This is a genomic window from Novosphingobium sp. KN65.2 (genome assembly GCF_001368935.1).
Lineage (GTDB): Bacteria > Pseudomonadota > Alphaproteobacteria > Sphingomonadales > Sphingomonadaceae > Novosphingobium > Novosphingobium mathurense.
The window spans coordinates 24,261-39,435 of record NZ_CCBH010000196.1 but is presented as its reverse complement, the minus strand read 5'-3'; the positions used below and the strand labels follow the sequence as shown (position 1 = coordinate 39,435).

At 61.9% G+C, this 15,175-nt stretch carries 15 protein-coding genes; 5 read left to right on the top strand and 10 right to left on the bottom strand.

Features of this window, described 5'->3' with window-relative positions:
• The first annotated feature begins 68 nt into the window (after positions 1-68).
• The 5 genes from SPHV1_RS20985 to SPHV1_RS20965 all read left to right on the top strand — a co-directional run bounded on the left by SPHV1_RS20985 (position 69) and on the right by SPHV1_RS20965 (position 4,862).
• Positions 69-2,237, top strand: coding sequence for a TonB-dependent receptor (locus SPHV1_RS20985; RefSeq protein WP_054947946.1), 2,169 nt, complete (start codon positions 69-71; stop codon positions 2,235-2,237).
• A gap of 13 nt (positions 2,238-2,250) precedes the next feature.
• A complete protein-coding gene (locus SPHV1_RS20980) occupies positions 2,251-3,336 on the top strand; it encodes a PepSY domain-containing protein (protein WP_054947983.1) in 1,086 nt (361 codons plus the stop codon).
• Positions 3,337-3,409: 73 nt separating this feature from the next.
• Complete coding sequence (locus SPHV1_RS20975; RefSeq protein ID WP_054947945.1) at positions 3,410-3,823, top strand: nucleotidyltransferase substrate binding protein; 414 nt, start codon at positions 3,410-3,412, stop codon at positions 3,821-3,823.
• Entirely contained in the window at positions 3,820-4,128 is a 309-nt protein-coding gene (locus tag SPHV1_RS20970) for a nucleotidyltransferase domain-containing protein (protein ID WP_054947944.1), read from the top strand. Before SPHV1_RS20975 ends, SPHV1_RS20970 begins: the two co-directional genes overlap by 4 nt.
• Positions 4,129-4,283: 155 nt before the next feature.
• Positions 4,284-4,862 carry a hypothetical protein gene (locus SPHV1_RS20965; RefSeq protein ID WP_054947943.1) on the top strand — a complete coding sequence of 193 codons (579 nt, stop codon included), beginning with the start codon at positions 4,284-4,286 and terminating at the stop codon, positions 4,860-4,862.
• Between the two features lie 54 nt (positions 4,863-4,916).
• Here SPHV1_RS20965 and SPHV1_RS20960 read toward each other — a convergent pair whose 3' ends face one another.
• The 10 genes from SPHV1_RS20960 to SPHV1_RS20915 all read right to left on the bottom strand — a co-directional run bounded on the left by SPHV1_RS20960 (position 4,917) and on the right by SPHV1_RS20915 (position 14,866).
• Positions 4,917-6,092 carry a diguanylate cyclase gene (locus SPHV1_RS20960; protein WP_054947942.1) on the bottom strand — a complete coding sequence of 392 codons (1,176 nt, stop codon included), beginning with the start codon at positions 6,090-6,092 and terminating at the stop codon, positions 4,917-4,919.
• Positions 6,093-6,256: 164 nt separating this feature from the next.
• A complete protein-coding gene (locus SPHV1_RS20955) occupies positions 6,257-6,661 on the bottom strand; it encodes a hypothetical protein (protein ID WP_156367414.1) in 405 nt (134 codons plus the stop codon).
• A gap of 125 nt (positions 6,662-6,786) precedes the next feature.
• Positions 6,787-7,158, bottom strand: coding sequence for a hypothetical protein (locus tag SPHV1_RS20950; protein ID WP_197277763.1), 372 nt, complete (start codon positions 7,156-7,158; stop codon positions 6,787-6,789).
• Positions 7,159-7,286: 128 nt separating this feature from the next.
• Positions 7,287-7,529 (bottom strand): cold-shock protein, encoded by a 243-nt coding sequence (locus SPHV1_RS20945; RefSeq protein WP_054947939.1) that lies wholly within the window; start codon positions 7,527-7,529, stop codon positions 7,287-7,289.
• A 312-nt stretch (positions 7,530-7,841) separates the two neighbouring features.
• Complete coding sequence (locus SPHV1_RS20940) at positions 7,842-8,330, bottom strand: hypothetical protein (RefSeq protein ID WP_054947982.1); 489 nt, start codon at positions 8,328-8,330, stop codon at positions 7,842-7,844.
• Positions 8,331-8,465: 135 nt separating this feature from the next.
• Positions 8,466-9,185, bottom strand: coding sequence for an RES family NAD+ phosphorylase (locus SPHV1_RS20935; protein ID WP_054947938.1), 720 nt, complete (start codon positions 9,183-9,185; stop codon positions 8,466-8,468).
• On the bottom strand, positions 9,182-9,595 hold the full coding sequence (locus SPHV1_RS20930; RefSeq protein ID WP_054947937.1) for an MbcA/ParS/Xre antitoxin family protein: 414 nt from the start codon (positions 9,593-9,595) through the stop codon (positions 9,182-9,184). Before SPHV1_RS20930 ends, SPHV1_RS20935 begins: the two co-directional genes overlap by 4 nt.
• Positions 9,596-9,753: 158 nt before the next feature.
• A complete protein-coding gene (locus tag SPHV1_RS20925) occupies positions 9,754-11,226 on the bottom strand; it encodes a sulfatase (RefSeq protein WP_054947936.1) in 1,473 nt (490 codons plus the stop codon).
• The gene (locus tag SPHV1_RS20920; protein ID WP_054947935.1) at positions 11,223-13,127 is read right to left on the bottom strand and encodes a sulfatase; all 1,905 of its coding nucleotides are present in this window, start codon (positions 13,125-13,127) and stop codon (positions 11,223-11,225) included. Before SPHV1_RS20920 ends, SPHV1_RS20925 begins: the two co-directional genes overlap by 4 nt.
• Entirely contained in the window at positions 13,124-14,866 is a 1,743-nt protein-coding gene (locus tag SPHV1_RS20915; RefSeq protein ID WP_231634794.1) for a sulfatase, read from the bottom strand. Before SPHV1_RS20915 ends, SPHV1_RS20920 begins: the two co-directional genes overlap by 4 nt.
• Between the last annotated feature and the right edge of the window lie 309 nt (positions 14,867-15,175).

Below are 15,175 nucleotides of genomic sequence, written 5' to 3'. Positions count from 1 at the left end.
AACTCTATTGATAATGACTTGCAAGTGCATGAGATCTTCCCTATCCGCCCGGCCGGAAGGGAGATCTCATGACCGTCAAAATTCGCCACGCATTGCTCGTTTTGCCCATGGCTGTTGGCTCGGCACCGGCCCTCGCCCAGACTCCGGTCAATTTTGATGCGAAGGCAGATGCTCCAATTATCGTAACCGCGGCACGCACCGAGTTGCCCGCCAATGCCTTGCCGATGACGATCGATGTTCTCGACAATGCGACCCTTGCACAGCAAGTGGCGATCGGCGGTTCCGTCGTCGATGCGGTGTCCGCCCTCACGCCGTCCTTCTCACCGACCCGCCAGAAGCTGTCGGGAGCCGGCGAAACCCTGCGTGGCCGATCCCCGCTTTATGCGATCAACGGCATTCCCCAGACAGCCCCGCTGCGCGATGGCGCCCGCGACGGCTTCACCATCGATCCGTTCTTCGTCGACCGGGTCGAGGTGATTTACGGGTCGAACGCACTTCAGGGCATCGGCGGCACCGGCGGCATCGTCAACCAGGTGACGGTGAGCCCTCCGCAACATGACGGGATTTCCGGGCGCGTGCTGGTGCAAGGGAACGCAAACACAGGCTTCAGCAGCGACGGTATCGGCGGCAAGATCGCAGGCCTGATCGGATGGCGCGGCGGACGCTTCGACGCAACCGTTGGCGCTGCCTTTCACAAGCGCGGCGTCTACTACGATGGCAAGGGTCGCCGCATCGGCGCTGACCTGACTCAGGGTGAAACCCAGGATAGCCGCTCCTGGTCCTTCTTCGGCCGCTTCGGCTATGCGCTTTCGGATACGGCACGCCTCGACCTGATGCTGAGCCGTTTCGAACTGGAAGGCGAAGGCGACTACGTCCCCGAGAATGGCGACTATACCATCGACCTGCCCACCACATCGGTGCGTGGGACACCGCCTGGCAAGTCGGCGACGAACCGCACGGAAAGCGCGGCACTGACGCTGACCGATAGCGACCTGTGGGGCGGCAGCCTCATGGCCCAGCTGTTCTGGAACCGCTCGCGCGACACCTACGGCGGCGAACCGGTCATCGCCGGCGAGCAATTCATCGCCACCTTCCAGGACGCCTCCATCGCGCCCATCGGCACGCTGTTCGATCAGTCGCAGAACCGTAGCCGCAAGTATGGCGGCAAGCTCTCGTACGAGCGCAAGGTTCCCGGTCTGGAGGCCCTGACGGCGACGCTCGGTCTCGACGTTCTGTACGATGCGACCGAGCAGCGGCTGATCGCTACCGATCGCAACTGGGTTCCACCCACGGATTATCGCAGCATCGCGCCCTTCGCGCAGTTCAACCTGGCGCTGCTGGACGACAAGCTGCGCTTTGCCGGCGGCGTGCGCTACGAAGACGTGAAGATCTCCATCGACGACTACACGACGCTGGCCAGCTACGGCGGCTTCGCCGTTTCGGGAGGCACCCCCAAGTTCAGCGACACGCTGTTCAACGGCGGCGTCATTCTGGAACCGGTCGCCGGCCTGCGCGCCTATGCCAGTTATGCGGAAGGCTACACCGTTCCCGACGTTGGCCGCATCGCACGCGCCGTCAACTCGGCAGGCGTGGACATCGACGACTACGTGAACATCAGTCCGATCGTCTCCAACAACCGCGAAATCGGCATGGAGGCCAAGCGCGGCCCCCTCGATGCGAGCGCCGCCTACTTCTGGTCGACGAGCAAGAACGGTTCGCTATTGGTGCGGACCGGCGGTGTCTTCGAGGTCCAGCGCCAGCGGGTCGAGATCGAGGGTATCGAGATCAACCTGTCGGCCAGGACGCCTGTCCCGGGACTCACGCTCTCGGCAGGCTACGCCCATCTCGAAGGCCGCACCGATGGTTCGAATGACGGCATCGACAAGGTAGACCGGGACCTCGATGGCGCCAACATCTCGCCGGATCGCCTGAACCTGGCGGCCAGCTATCGCAGCGGACCATTCTCTGCGCGGGTTCAGACGCTACTTTTCCTGTCCCGCAAATTCGAACGGACGCCAGGCAATTTCAATGAGACTTACGCCTTCGACGGCTACGATGTCACCGACATCAGCCTGCGCTATGAGACCGGCTTCGGTGCCCTGACACTCGCGGCGCAGAATATCTTCGATACGTTCTACATCGACTATTATACCCAAACCGTCCGCCCCACCGACAACGCGCACTTCTTTGCCGGACGCGGCCGCAACTTCACGTTCGGTTGGGACTATCGCTTCTGATGTGTCGGCATTCATGAAGCTGCTCGACAGTGTGCACCGCTGGACAGGAGGCCTCATCGGCCTCCTGCTGGCGCTCCTCGGCCTCACGGGGACGATCCTGCTGCACAAGGACGCCTGGATCACGCTGCCTCATGGCAACGATCCCCAAATGCAGGAGACGTCCCTACTCGCCGAAACGACGCAGCGCCTCATGACGGATGCCGCAAACAGGCCGCAATCGATCACTTTCGCGACTGCCGACTTCGGGCTCGATCGCCTGAGCTTTGCCGATGGCGCAGGTGCCTACGTCACGCAGACAGGCGATCCGGTGACAGACTGGTCCAGTCAATGGCAACGACCCGAGCTTTGGATCTTCGATTTTCACCATCACCTTTTCGCAGGCGACCAGGGCGAGTTCGTGATCGGCATTGCGGCCCTTTGCGGCCTGTTCTTCGTGGTCAGCGGCATCATCCTCTGGTGGCGAACACGCAAGACCTTCCAGTTCCGACTGGTTCCGGCACGCCTGACCCGCCCCGCAATCGTGCGGCATCATCGCGATCTCGGCGTCATCGTCGCCCCCTTGCTCGCAGTTTCGCTGTTAACTGGTGCCGTGCTCGTCTTCCGGCCGATGGCGGCCGTACTGTTCGGGCCCGGTGCGCCGGAAGAAATCAGCCGTGCTCTCGCAGCGCCGAGCGCTCGTCCCGTAGCCGTCGCGAAGGATCTCGATTGGGCAGCGATGATCGTCCGCGCGCGACAGCGCTTCCCCAATGCCGAAGTGCGCAGCCTGTCGCTGCCGCGCAATGACAATGGGCTGATCACTTTGCGCATGCGCGGGCAACAGGAATGGCTGCCAAACGGCCGCACGACGGTCTGGTTCGCGGCCGATACCGGCGAAGTCATTGCAACGCGCGATGCCGCCGACCTGTCCCGGACGGTCGCCGCCTATAACGCGCTCTACCCGCTTCACGCCGCAAAGGTCGGGGGACTGGCTTTTCGCGTTGTAATGACGTTGTCGGGGCTGGCTCTCACTCTTCTCGGATCGCTCGCGGTTTGGAGCTTCTGGTTTGCCAGGCCGAAACGCAAGACAAAGCCGCAGCATACTGCAGCCTCGCGCAGCTAACGCCTCGCGGGCGCACCTCCCTTGCAGATGCGCCGAGATGCTTGCCGTGATGGTACGTTCAATGGCAATGGTAATGACGATGCCGCTCAACTTTTCCTCGCTTGCCCATGCCGTCTCTCGCCTCGAAGAGGGGCTGACGCGCTATCTGTCTGACACCTCGGACGCTCAGATCCGCGATGGCTTGATCCAACGCTTCGAGTTCACCTACGACCTCTCGCACAAGATGTTGCGCAGATCGCTGGAAGCCGCGGCGGCAAATCCGGAGGAAGTCGATCGAATGAGTTTTCCAGAACTCATTCGCACCGGCGTGGAACTGGGCCTTGTAGCCGGAGATTGGCCAGACTGGCGCACTTACAGAGAAATGCGCAACATTACGTCGCACACTTACGACGAGGCCAAAGCTCTACAGGTTGCGCAGGCTATCCCCGGCTTCCTTGATGAAGCACGCGCGCTCCTTGATCGCCTGCAGAACCGACCGACCGCGTGACCCGGGCGCTTGTCATTTCTGACAGCGAACGCAATGAAGTGCGCCGTGTCCTTTCAGCGCACCTGCCCCCGGATATCCAGGTGCACGTGTTCGGCAGCCGGGCGGGCGGCTCACCCAAACCCTGGTCGGATCTTGATCTAGCGCTGACGGGGCCAGTCCCCCTCCCCTTAGCGCTGCTTGCAGAACTGGCCGAAGCCTTCGACGAAAGCGCCTTGCCGTTCAAAGTTGACCTCGTCGATCACAGGACAGTGAGCGAGGCGTTCAGTGCGATCATCGATGCCACTGCGATCCCCTTCAACCTTTGATTGATGAGGAAACGAGAGGTTTTGCCTCATACTTCAGTCAAATCTCCTGGCATGGCGACAGAACTATCCGGGCCGAAACGCAAGACGAAGCAGCCGCATCCTGCAGCAACACGCGGATAAGGAACCGCCGGCCTTGTCCACCCGTTGAGGCATGAATGGGCAAGATCAGGACTATCGCCGCAATGGCACCGGCGCTGATGCTCGTGGCATGCGGGCAGACGCAAACTGTACCGGACAGCAATGAGGCAACGGGCTCGCCCGTTTCCGAAGCTGGCATGAAGCCGGATCAGGCGACTGAAATTGAAGCGACTGTCAGCAGCGACAAGGCAACCGATACTGCGAAGTCTCAACTGACGCCTGACGCCGAACGCGGCGAGACAGGCGCGCGCGACGTCCTGCTGGATTTCGCCCGCGCAATCGAGCTGGGACAATATGCCAAGGCCTGGGCCATGCTCAGCCCCGCAGACCGGGAGAAATGGAGCCAGTCCCGGTTCGCAGCCCTCTTCGCCGATCTGGACAAGCCCACGGTCGCCGTTCCCTCCGGAGTGATGGAGGGGGCTGCAGGCTCAAGCTACTACACGGCGCCGCTCACCGTCACCGGAACCGACAAGGACGGCCGTCCGGTCAGACTGGAAGGTGAGGCCGTGCTGCGCCGGGTCAACGATATCGGCGGAGCCAGTCCAGCGCAGCTGCGCTGGCATCTCGAGTCCGTGAAGCTCGACTGGACGCACTGATTTCGACCGGATTGTCTCACTGCCACCGCTGTTCGGCCAAGTCAGAGGCTTGCGTCAGTTGGCGACAGCGAGAGGCTCGGTTCGGGCCAGAACGATGCGATTGCGGCCGCTCGCCTTCGCCTGGTAGAGGGCGCTGTCCGCCGCTGCGAGCAAACCCGGAAGCTTGGTGCCGTCGGGGCCGAGTTCCGCGATGCCGATACTTACCGTCGCTTTCACGCCCAAGCCGGTCCGGGGATCGGCCGCCACTTCCGCAAAGCGGCTTGCCACGCCCTGGGCCACCGAAATCGCCTCGGCACTGGACCTGCAGGGCAGCAATGCGGCGAATTCCTCACCACCTATCCGAGCAAGGATAGCGCCCTCCCCAACCGTACGGCGCGCGAAACGGGCGAAGAGCTTGAGCGCTTCATCCCCCATGGCATGGCCGAACCGGTCATTGATCGACTTGAAATGATCGAGGTCGAAAGCCAGCAGAAAGACACGCGTTTGCGCGTGCGCCGACCGGATATATCGCTCACCTTCTTCGAAGAACCAGCGCCGGTTGCCCAGATTGGTCAGGTAGTCGGTACGACTTGCCGCCAGCAACTGGGCATGGGTTTCTTCGCGCAGAAGGGCCATGAGCGCCATGGGCAGGCCAACCGAGTAGAGCACGCCTTCGTACATGGTGACAGTGCTGGCCGTGACCAGAAGGTGGGGCCCCAAGGCCGACACCAGAAGGGGCAGGATCAATGCCCTGCCCGCATAGAACAGGGCGTGGACAGCCGCGAAGGCTACAACGATGCGCTGTGAACGCAGGGCATGGAGGCGACCGTTTCGCCACATTTCCCAGGCCGTCAGGCCACTGGCCAAGGCAATGGGTCCGGCACAGATGTAGTGCCATACTTCCTGCTGCCAGCGTGTGCCGGCAAAGGCCCACGCCAGTGCAAGGGCGACAAGCAACGCCAGCGAGATCGCTCGGCGCCTGTGGCCGCCAAGCGCTGCGACGCCTTCGAATAGCAGGAGATAGCCCGAGAGCATGATCATGCTGGCAGCGATCGCACCCAAGGTGCCGGGAAGGTGGAAGCGAGCCATTGCCAGAATGCAGCCGGTCGCGAGGGTGGCAAAACCCACGGCAAGGAAGTGCAGTTCTTTCCTGCGCTCGGGCCGGGCACGACATTCCCAGAGCGTCATACCGGCGCTGAGCAGCAGAGTTCCAATGGCAAGGAAATAGAGGGTAGAAAGGTCAAAGCGCATCGCAGGCACCGAAGTTTCCCTGCGTCTATGCGCAATCCGCAAATTTCCTCTTAACGCCGGGCAAGAGTTCGTCCCGATTCCCGCGCGCTGTTTGGAGAAATGTTAGAAGCCTTCGGCCATCGATCCGCAAGGATGCGACCGGATCTGTTGCCGGCCTCAGGCAATCAGGATCCGGGACTGTCGATCTTCGCTGACGGGCCCGCCCTGACGCGGGCATAGTCCGCTTCAGCCTGCTGCATCTTCATGGTCCCATCCAGGATCAGTTGCTCGCCTTCGATCTTGGCGTTCGAAGCTGCCTGAATCCGGGCCTCGGCTTTGACCACGTCAGCGCGGGCATCGGCGAGTTGCTTTCGCGCGCTGTCTGAACTCTTGGCGCTCTTGTCGATCATGCGTTGACCCAGCTTCGCGTCTTTCTGCCCTGCAGACCATGCATCGCCATAGTCGGTGATTTCCCCGCCCCGCTGGGAAATACGCTCTCCGGTATTCATGTCGGAAGACTGTGTAGCCGCGCAACCGCTCAGGCTTAGGACGAGGCCTGCTGTCAGCGCTGTGAAGGTATATCTGTTCATGAGAGTTCTCCTCGAAATGCCCCAAAATGGGCGATGCACACCGACTGGTTTCGGACGAGACGGTTTCGAAACTCGATTGCGCTATCCGAACGCTTGCTGCCGGCACTGGAGTGTTTGCAGGGCGATCATTCATCGCTCTGCATCGCAGCCTGCCTTTGTCGTGCGTGCTCTGCCACTGCGAGTGACAGATCGGAGAAAACCGCTGATCCCACGAAATATTGTGAGGGCAGCGTCAATCTACTCTCCGCAACCGGGGTTGCGCGGGGCCGGCTGATGGCCCCGCCCTCGTTCTCCCACGCATCCAGTGACGATGGGGGCTTTTGCAGGCTATCCCATGCATAAGATCCGTAGGAGAGAGTGCCCCTGGCAACCGAGGACAACAAGGCGACCGTCCGGTTTGGCGGGATCCGCAAGGCACCGATATCCTCGGCATATTGCGCCGCCTTGTCGAAGTGGATCTGCCGGCTTTCATCGTCACCGGCTCCCTTCGCCCTCATCACTGCTAACTGATGGGCGTGGAGAAGGACATTCAGGTCCATGGCGAGGTGCCTTTCCGTAACGAAAGTAATCTGTTGGCACGCCGAAGCCGGAACCACTGGCGGAGAGCTCCGCCAAGAAAACGGATTCAGCCTTGCTGCTGTTCGGCCTGTTCTCGATGGCTCAGCTGCTGCTGCAGGTTCACGGCCTGTTGTTTGCCACTATCCAACTGCTTGGTTTCGTAACCGTAGCGCTGGCCCACCTTGGGCGCCTGACGCTGATGATCGAGATCGGCCCTGACAAATGGTAGAGACTTGCCGCCCATTTCGGGAGTGATCGTACCGGCGCCCTTGGCGCTGTCATAGCTTGTGATCTTGCCGGAGAGGGTCATGAGATCTTCCTTAATTTTCGCGCAGACAATCACCAGCGACCGTTTGAACGCGGGCTAATAGGCGGAAAAGAAAGGGGGGAGAGATAAACATGCATCCCTCAAGACTGTCGATCACGACTAGTAGATAATAACAAGGTAGTAATTTTATTTATTTTTTCAATAGTAATTCACGGAAAATATTAAACTAAATAATTACTCTATAATTATCAACCCTAAAACACTTGCGGACTTCGATATGAAAAAGGCCGCACCATGCCTTTGAGCCCCCGTCTGCTTGCCGACTCCGCCCCATGCAGAATGCCCCCGGCTGACCTACATCTGCGGGCGGCAAGGCTTCCCCTCATACTGATGTCGATGGAGGACATAGGCCTTGCCGTTCCAGCGCTCGACCGGGAAGCAGAAGCCGGGACCGCCGACTTCGATATCCGGCCAGCCTCCCACGCCCTTGGTAGCAAGGAAATTGGGTATGCCAGTCCCGCCGGTGATGGTCTTCCAGGTGCCGTCGGCCTGTTTGCTGACTATCGTATAGCCGGTCCCCGTCATGCCGAAGCAGTACGTCCCCCCTTCGGTGATCACCGCTTCAGGTCTTCCATCGCCATTGAGGTCGCGCACTGTTTCGATCTGTCCCGGCGAATAGCTGGGCGTGCCCGGATCGCCGCAGGCGGACCACTTGCCACCCTGAAAGGTGAAACCGGCAGCGCGGAACGCAGCAGCGCGGTCTTTCGGCGTCAAATTCGATTGTGCCAGCACCGGAGGCGCGAACAGAAGCAGGGATCCAACGAGAGCGAGACGAATCCGCACGGCATCCTCCACGATCGAAGCGCTGCATTCATAGCATGCCAAGGCAAGGGAGCAGAAGCATCGAGATACTGGCCGCACTGGCCCTGCGCCGTCACCCGTCTCGCGGAGGGAATGACGCGCAATCCGCTCGATACCTCAGTCCGTACTCACAACACGGAAAACCTCACCGGATCCCGCATCGCGTACCAGATCGACGCTGGTGCCATCCCAGTGATAATCGAGGTGTCGTCCCTGGACGGGATCGGAAGCGCCATCGGGATAGAACAGGCCGACGCATTCCCCGCCGTCATGCCGGATACTGGGATAGACGATGCCATCGCAACCGGCAGCCTTGAGTGCGGACGCGATACCCTGCGATGCCGTATAGCTATCGGGATCGAGTACAGGACATTGCGCGGCGCCCTGCCTGAGATCGTGCAAGTTTGCGCCGACTGTCAGGACGATCTCACGGAACTGCGAGGTCCATCCCGGCGCTTCGGCGGTGCGGGCCATGAACCGGGCATGGTGATGGATCGTCTCGAATAGCGCGGTTTCGAACGAATTGCCGACATAGAGGACACCGTAGCTGCCATCGGTGAAGCGGCTTGCACGATCGGTGCTGACGTGGGTGAACGGCGCCATCAGGTAGGACGCGCCGTGACCGCCGACCCGGCGCTCAACCGGCACAAGATCGAGATTGCCGATCGTCGCCATGATCCGCGGATTGGTTTTCTGTTCTGCCGAGAGCAGCAGCGGCCAATCTGCGGGATCGGCAATATCCTCGAACAGGTCGATGGGGGGAAAGGTACTGCGGATGATGCGGACCGCACCTTTCCACTCGACCCGCGTAACCTGCAAAGCCTTCGGATCGGTCACCAGGCGCCGCGTTCGGCATCGAGATAGCGGCGCACCCGCATGATGTCGGTCAACTCTCCGCCGAGCATGACATCGAGCGCGCTCGCTCCGCCAAAGGCGGCGTTGCCTGCCCTGACCCAGGCATAGCCGCGCCCCGCTTCGGAAAAGATGATCCTCAGCGCCTTGTGTATGCCCATCAGGTTCGAGAGCCGCGCCGCGCCGTCGCGCGAGATGCGGCCCGGCCCTTGCGCCTTCCAGCGCCGATAGCTGCGCACCGGCATGTCAAGCAGCGTCGCCGCCTGCTCGTCGGTCAGTTCCCATTTGCCAAACAGGTTCAGCACGGCACGAAACATCGCCGCCGCTTCATCCTGGGTGATCGGATCGGGCCGGAAGGACCCGGGGACTGTATCAATGGGTTCAAGAGCCAGCATGGCATTTCTCCATATGGCACTATATACACCATATGATGCCATATGGCAAAGCATGCCGCGCTTGCCCGCAACTTCGTCGCGCGTATGGCCGACAGGGGGAAACCCGTCAGCCGCCGCGCAGCAACTGACGGGTTTCGCGCTTCACACCGTGATCGCGGTCAGTAGACGAATTCGGTCTTGCGGCCGTTGATGATGATCTCGCGCGTCGAATGGATCGGCCATAGCGGCTCAGGCAGGGTCGCATCGAACGCGTCGACGCGCTCTTTCATCGCACGCACGCGCTCTGGCTGCCGGGCGGCCAGGTCGTTCCGCTCCCACGGATCGGCCTCGATGTCGTAGAGGTGCGTCTGCTTCCAATCGTCCGAGTGCCACAGCTTGTAACGCCCCTCGCGGATGACGCGGACCGGCCGCTGGTCCCACATCAGCGTGCGGGGCGCGCTGTTCGGCGCGGCAATCGTGTCCAGCAGGTCGACGCCCTCAAGCTCGCTCGGAATCGGAGTATCCGGGGCCACGGCGTCGAGGATGGTCGGCGCGATGTCCAGCGAACTCACCGGCGCATCGATGGTGCCGCGCGTCTTGAGCCCGGCAGGCCAGGACATCATGAACGGGACGCGCGTTCCCCCTTCCAGGTACGTGAATTTGCCTGCGCCCCACGGGTGATGGGCATCGCAATACCCGAATTGAACCGGGCACCCGTTGTCCGACAGGAAGATCACCAGCGTGTTGTCGCGAACCCCTTCGTCGCCCAGCGTCTTGAGAATGCGGCCCACGCCGACATCGAGCGCGTCGATCATGGCCACGTAAGTGCGGCGCACCGGGTCCACGATCTCGCTGTGACGATCATAGTAGGTTTGCGGGACCTGCATCGGCCAGTGCGGCGCATTGTAGGCCACATAGGTGAAGAAGGGCTGCTTGCTGGCGGCACTGCGCTTGATGAAGTCGACGGTGCGTTCGGTGATCGTCTCGGTGAGATACTGATGCGGTTGCTCGACGATCTTCATTTCAGGCCCGTCGAACAGACGGCCGCCGCCCTCGCGCTCCCTGGGTTCGTAACGGTCCGCCTTGGTGGGCGTGGTGACGATGCCGGGCGTATCGGGATCGGCGTAGATCGTCTCTCCGGCCAGAAACCCGAAGAACTCGTCGAAGCCCCGCCGCGTCGGATAGAACCGGGGATCGGCACCCTGATGCCATTTGCCGAAGGCAGCCGTGCCATACCCTTGTGGCTTCAGGCGCTCCGCGATGGTCGGAACGTCCGTCGGCAGGCCTGCCCCGGCATTCTCGTTGCCGCGATCGACGATGTTGTACATGAAGCCGTAGCGCATCGGCATGCGACCGCTCAGCAGCCCTGCGCGGGACACGGCGCAAATCGATGCGGTGACGTAACCGGCGGAGAAATTGACGCCCTGCTCGCCGATACTGTCGATGTTGGGCGTCCTGATCGTTCCCGCCCGATTGATCGAGACGTCCGTCCACGGCAGGTCGTCGACCAGGATCACCACCACATTGGGACGAGAGGCCTCGCGCGGCTCGACCCTGGCGAGGGAGGCAGAAGGGGCGTCGACGGTTGCGCATCCGGTCAGGCCAACCATGCTGACGGCGGCAGCCAGGGCGAAAAGTGCCTTCCTGCTCATTCGCCGGCTCCAGTCTTGCTCGGCAGAGAATTCATGTCGAAGATTTTCATCGAGGGTTCGTACCGTCCCAGCAGCACTGCCTCGAGGTAGATCGCGCAATTGCGCACGAACATATAAGCGTCTCCCTTGGCCTGCACGATCGCGGGCATCGCCGCGCGTGCCAGCGCCGGGGCGACGTAGGTCAGCGCGTTGATCGCCTGCAGCCGAACCGCATCGGACTGATCCTTGCCGAGCAACGCGACCAGATCGTCGACGCCCTGACGTCCCATCCCGACGTGGGTTGCCGCTTCGGCCAGAACGACGCGAACCTGCGGGACCTGCTCGGCCTGCAGGGCCTTCGCGATTGCCCGCTCAGCTGCACTGGCAGCCTCCCCGAGGATCAGCAGACCCGTTGCCGCCCAGTAGCGCATCAGCGGATCGGCGTGCGTCAGAAGCGACCCGAAATGGCTTGCCTGAGCGGCGTCCGCCCTTGCTGCCGATGCCGCCAGCGCCATGATGGCCGGCAAGGGATAGGCCCCGTGCTCACGGCTCGCGTCATAGCCTTCGCCGGCCATTCCCTCGGCAATGAACCCGTTGTCGTTAATGGCGATCATCTGTGCGTCGAGCGCGCGGCTCATTTCCGCCAACTGCTTGCTGAACGCCGGATCCCCGGCAAGGTTGTGCACCTCGTCCGGATCGTTCTCAAGGTCGTAGAACTCCTCGTAGCCCCGTGGCTCGAAGAAGCGCGACTGGGCAGCGTTGCACTCCCCGGCCAGCCAGGCCCGCTCGTAAGCCTGATAGCCCTTGGCCAACCACGCGAAAGCCTGATGCTGGCCGCACGGACGGTGCGGCGCATAGTTGCGGATATAGCGAAAGCGCCCGTCGGTAACCGTGCGCACGAAGTCGTAGCGTTCGTCCATGCGATTGCGCATGCCGAAGGCATATTGCTGGGCCGGCGCACACTGCCGTCCAAGGAACGCGTGGCCCTGCATGGTGGCGGGGGATTTCCGTCCTGCGAGCGACAGCACCGTCGGCGCGAGGTCGATAAAACTGACCGGGCTTTCTTCGACGCTGCCCGGCGGGTTGGGCGAAAGATGCGCAAACTTCGCAGGCACGCGCACGATCATCGCGCAGCGCAGGCCTTCGTCATAGCAATAGCGCTTGGACCGCGGCATGACCCCGCCGTTGTCCGAGTAGTAGAAAACGATCGTGTCCTCGGCGAGACCGTCCGCCTCGAGTTCGGCAAGCCGTGCGCCGACTTCGCCGTCCATCCGCGTCATCAGGTTGTAGTAGCTGGCGAAATCCTGCCTTATCTCCGGCAAGTCGGGAAGGTAGGCCGGGACGCGCACGTCGGCGGGCGTCACATCGCCATCCGTCGGCTTGAAAATGCGCGATTCATGCGTGGTCATGAGATTGAAGACCGAAAGGAACGGCTTTCCTTCCGGACGGTCGCGCCAGTGCGCGTCATGGCCCTGGCGGTCCCAGATCGCCTGTGGGTCAACGTCGCAATTGTAGTCGGTCTTCGCGTTGTTCGTGCAGAAGTAACCTGCTTCGCGCATCAATTCGGGATAGGTCCGGATCTCCTCGGGCAAATGCGCACGGGCGCGCATGTGCTCGGCGGGACCGCAGCTCTCCGGGTACACCCCGGTGAGGATGCCGAAGCGCGACGGCGCGCAAACCGGCGCGTTGGAATAGACATTGCGATAGAGGATCCCTTCACCCGCCAGGCGGTCCAGCACCGGCGTGCGTGCGATCGGATCGCCGTAAGCCCCGATGAAGGGATTGTTGTCTTCACTCACGATCCACAGGATGTTGGGACGCGCCTCGCCCTCGTTCCACGTCGCGCCGGACACTTTCGTGGCGAACGCGAGCGCAGCAGCGCCGGAAAGAACCTGCCTGCGATTGATCCCGCCCCGCCTCATTCGCCGGACCGCCCACCGGGGATGTAGGTCTTGCCTTCCTCGTCCGCCTTCAGCTTCTCGGGCGTGTCGCGATAATAGCCGTTGAAGGCCGTGGGCAGGTTGGGCTTCGTGTACCAGTCGGCGGGGAAGTCCGCCGCGTGCGGCCCATCAACATTGCGTTTGACGATACCTTCGCTGAACTTCTCGGTATAGGGAATGTGATGCTCGCCCTGCCTGTTGGCAAGCTGATCGAACAACGCCTTTCGCAAGGTGACCTTGGTTTCGAGATGCTTCGGATCGTCGATCAGGTTGTGCATTTCCTCCGGGTCATGACGCACATCGTAGAGTTCCTCGATGTCCCAGATACCGTGGTACTGGATATACTTCATCCCATCGCGCTCGATCGCAAAGGTGGTCGGCGTCTGCGGGAAAGACACATCCCAGTAGTACTCGTAGACGAAGTCGCCCGGGTTCCAGTCCTTTGCGGCCGTCTTGCCCTCGGCAAGCGACAGGAAGCTGCTGCCTTCCATCTGCGCGGGCTTGGCAACGCCTGCTGCCTCGAGAAAGGTTGGCGCCAGATCCAGGTTGCGCACCAGCGCCTGGTTGACCGCGCCGGCGGGAATGGTGCCGGGCGCGTATACCAGCAACGGCACGCGCACCGACGGTTCATAGGCGTTGCGCTTGTCGATCAGGCCATGATCGCCGACCATGAAACCGTTGTCCGAATAGAACACGACCATTGTGTTCCGCTCCAGACCATAGTCGCGCAGGTAATGCAGGATCTTGCCAAGGCTCTCGTCGACGGGGGAGAGCGTTGCGTAATAGTCGCGCAGGTAGTCGGTCATTTTCCGGTCGGTATGATACGGAAAGTCGATGCCGTGCCAGCTGTTGCGCTGGTTTCGCACCCAGACCGGCTTGCCCGCATTGTTTTCCGGCGTGTTGGCCGCCGAAGCCGGCAGCGTCACCTTCAGATCCGCGTACTGATCCTTGTAGCGCAGCGGCGGCTCCGGGTCGGAGTGAACCGCCTTATGGCTCAGGTAGAGGAAGAACGGGCGGCTCCGGTCGCGTCCCTGCTTGAGCCAGTCGAGCGCATAATCGGTCAGTTCGTCGGTGATGTAACCCGTGCGGTTGACGTGCGTGCCGTCGACGTTGAGCTGCTGGCGCTTGCCCGCCGCCACTTCGGCAGGCGAGAGCCGTTCCGTCGGCCAATAAGTGCCCTGCCCCGCGAAACTCACCCACCGATCGAAGCCGGGCCGGGGTGCATCGGTGGCATCGCCCATGTGCCATTTGCCGAAGAAGGCTGTCTGGTAGCCTGCCTGTTGCAGATAGCTCGGAAAGAAGGTCAGGCCCTTCTCGCTCGAATTGCTGTTGTCGATCACGCCGTGGTTTCGCGCGGTTTCACCGGTCAGGATGGTGGCCCGGCTCGGGCTGCAGAGCGAGGATGTCACCACGGCATTGGGAAAATACGTCCCGTTCCTGGCGAGGTAGTCGATATTGGGCGTCTGAAGGCCCGGCGTCAGGAAGCCCATGGCATCGAAGCGCAAATCGTCGACCAGCACGAAGATCATGTTCATCTGCTGATGTTCGGCCTGCGGGACGGACCGGGCGCTCTCAGCCACGGGAGTCTGGGCCGGCGCCTTCGCGCTCACCGGCGAAACCGCCGCCATGGCCGCGGCACCCGCAAGCACGATGGCGCGAAACAGCTTCTTGGGACGCCTGCCGAGGCCGGGCAGCTTCGGCGGATTCGAGTCTTTCACCATTCCAATTGCTCCTCGCCGCAGCATGAGGTCTGCGGGTCTCTTTCCGGTCGATGACGAAGTGCGGCGGCCTGACCCGCGTACGGAAGCCGTTTGCGCGCCTGCGGAAAGATCTCTTGTGCCTGACACTTGCCTGTCCCTTTGTGCCTGATCGTCGTGAGCGATCGGTCAATTTACCGCTAAACTATAAGTGGGGTGACTCGCGGTTGTCAATCAACCAGGAGCGACTTCGCAGCGATCGCGACCTACACCAACCGAGCAAAGCCAATAAACTGCTGCTCCGGAAGTCTGGAAAACGGCGGGCACCAGCGG

Bases quoted from the DNA above. Each gene is read 5' to 3' on its own strand.
- SPHV1_RS20985 (WP_054947946.1), top strand. From the start codon at position 69: ATGACCGTCAAAATTCGCCACGCATTGCTCGTTTTGCCCATGGCTGTT.
- SPHV1_RS20980 (WP_054947983.1), top strand. From the start codon at position 2,251: ATGAAGCTGCTCGACAGTGTGCACCGCTGGACAGGAGGCCTCATCGGC.
- SPHV1_RS20975 (WP_054947945.1), top strand. From the start codon at position 3,410: ATGACGATGCCGCTCAACTTTTCCTCGCTTGCCCATGCCGTCTCTCGC.
- SPHV1_RS20965 (WP_054947943.1), top strand. From the start codon at position 4,284: ATGGGCAAGATCAGGACTATCGCCGCAATGGCACCGGCGCTGATGCTC.
- SPHV1_RS20960 (WP_054947942.1), bottom strand. From the start codon at position 6,092: ATGCGCTTTGACCTTTCTACCCTCTATTTCCTTGCCATTGGAACTCTG.
- SPHV1_RS20955 (WP_156367414.1), bottom strand. From the start codon at position 6,661: ATGAACAGATATACCTTCACAGCGCTGACAGCAGGCCTCGTCCTAAGC.
- SPHV1_RS20950 (WP_197277763.1), bottom strand. From the start codon at position 7,158: ATGAGGGCGAAGGGAGCCGGTGACGATGAAAGCCGGCAGATCCACTTC.
- SPHV1_RS20945 (WP_054947939.1), bottom strand. From the start codon at position 7,529: ATGACCCTCTCCGGCAAGATCACAAGCTATGACAGCGCCAAGGGCGCC.
- SPHV1_RS20930 (WP_054947937.1), bottom strand. From the start codon at position 9,595: ATGCTGGCTCTTGAACCCATTGATACAGTCCCCGGGTCCTTCCGGCCC.
- SPHV1_RS20925 (WP_054947936.1), bottom strand. From the start codon at position 11,226: ATGAGCAGGAAGGCACTTTTCGCCCTGGCTGCCGCCGTCAGCATGGTT.
- SPHV1_RS20920 (WP_054947935.1), bottom strand. From the start codon at position 13,127: ATGAGGCGGGGCGGGATCAATCGCAGGCAGGTTCTTTCCGGCGCTGCT.
- SPHV1_RS20915 (WP_231634794.1), bottom strand. From the start codon at position 14,866: ATGGTGAAAGACTCGAATCCGCCGAAGCTGCCCGGCCTCGGCAGGCGT.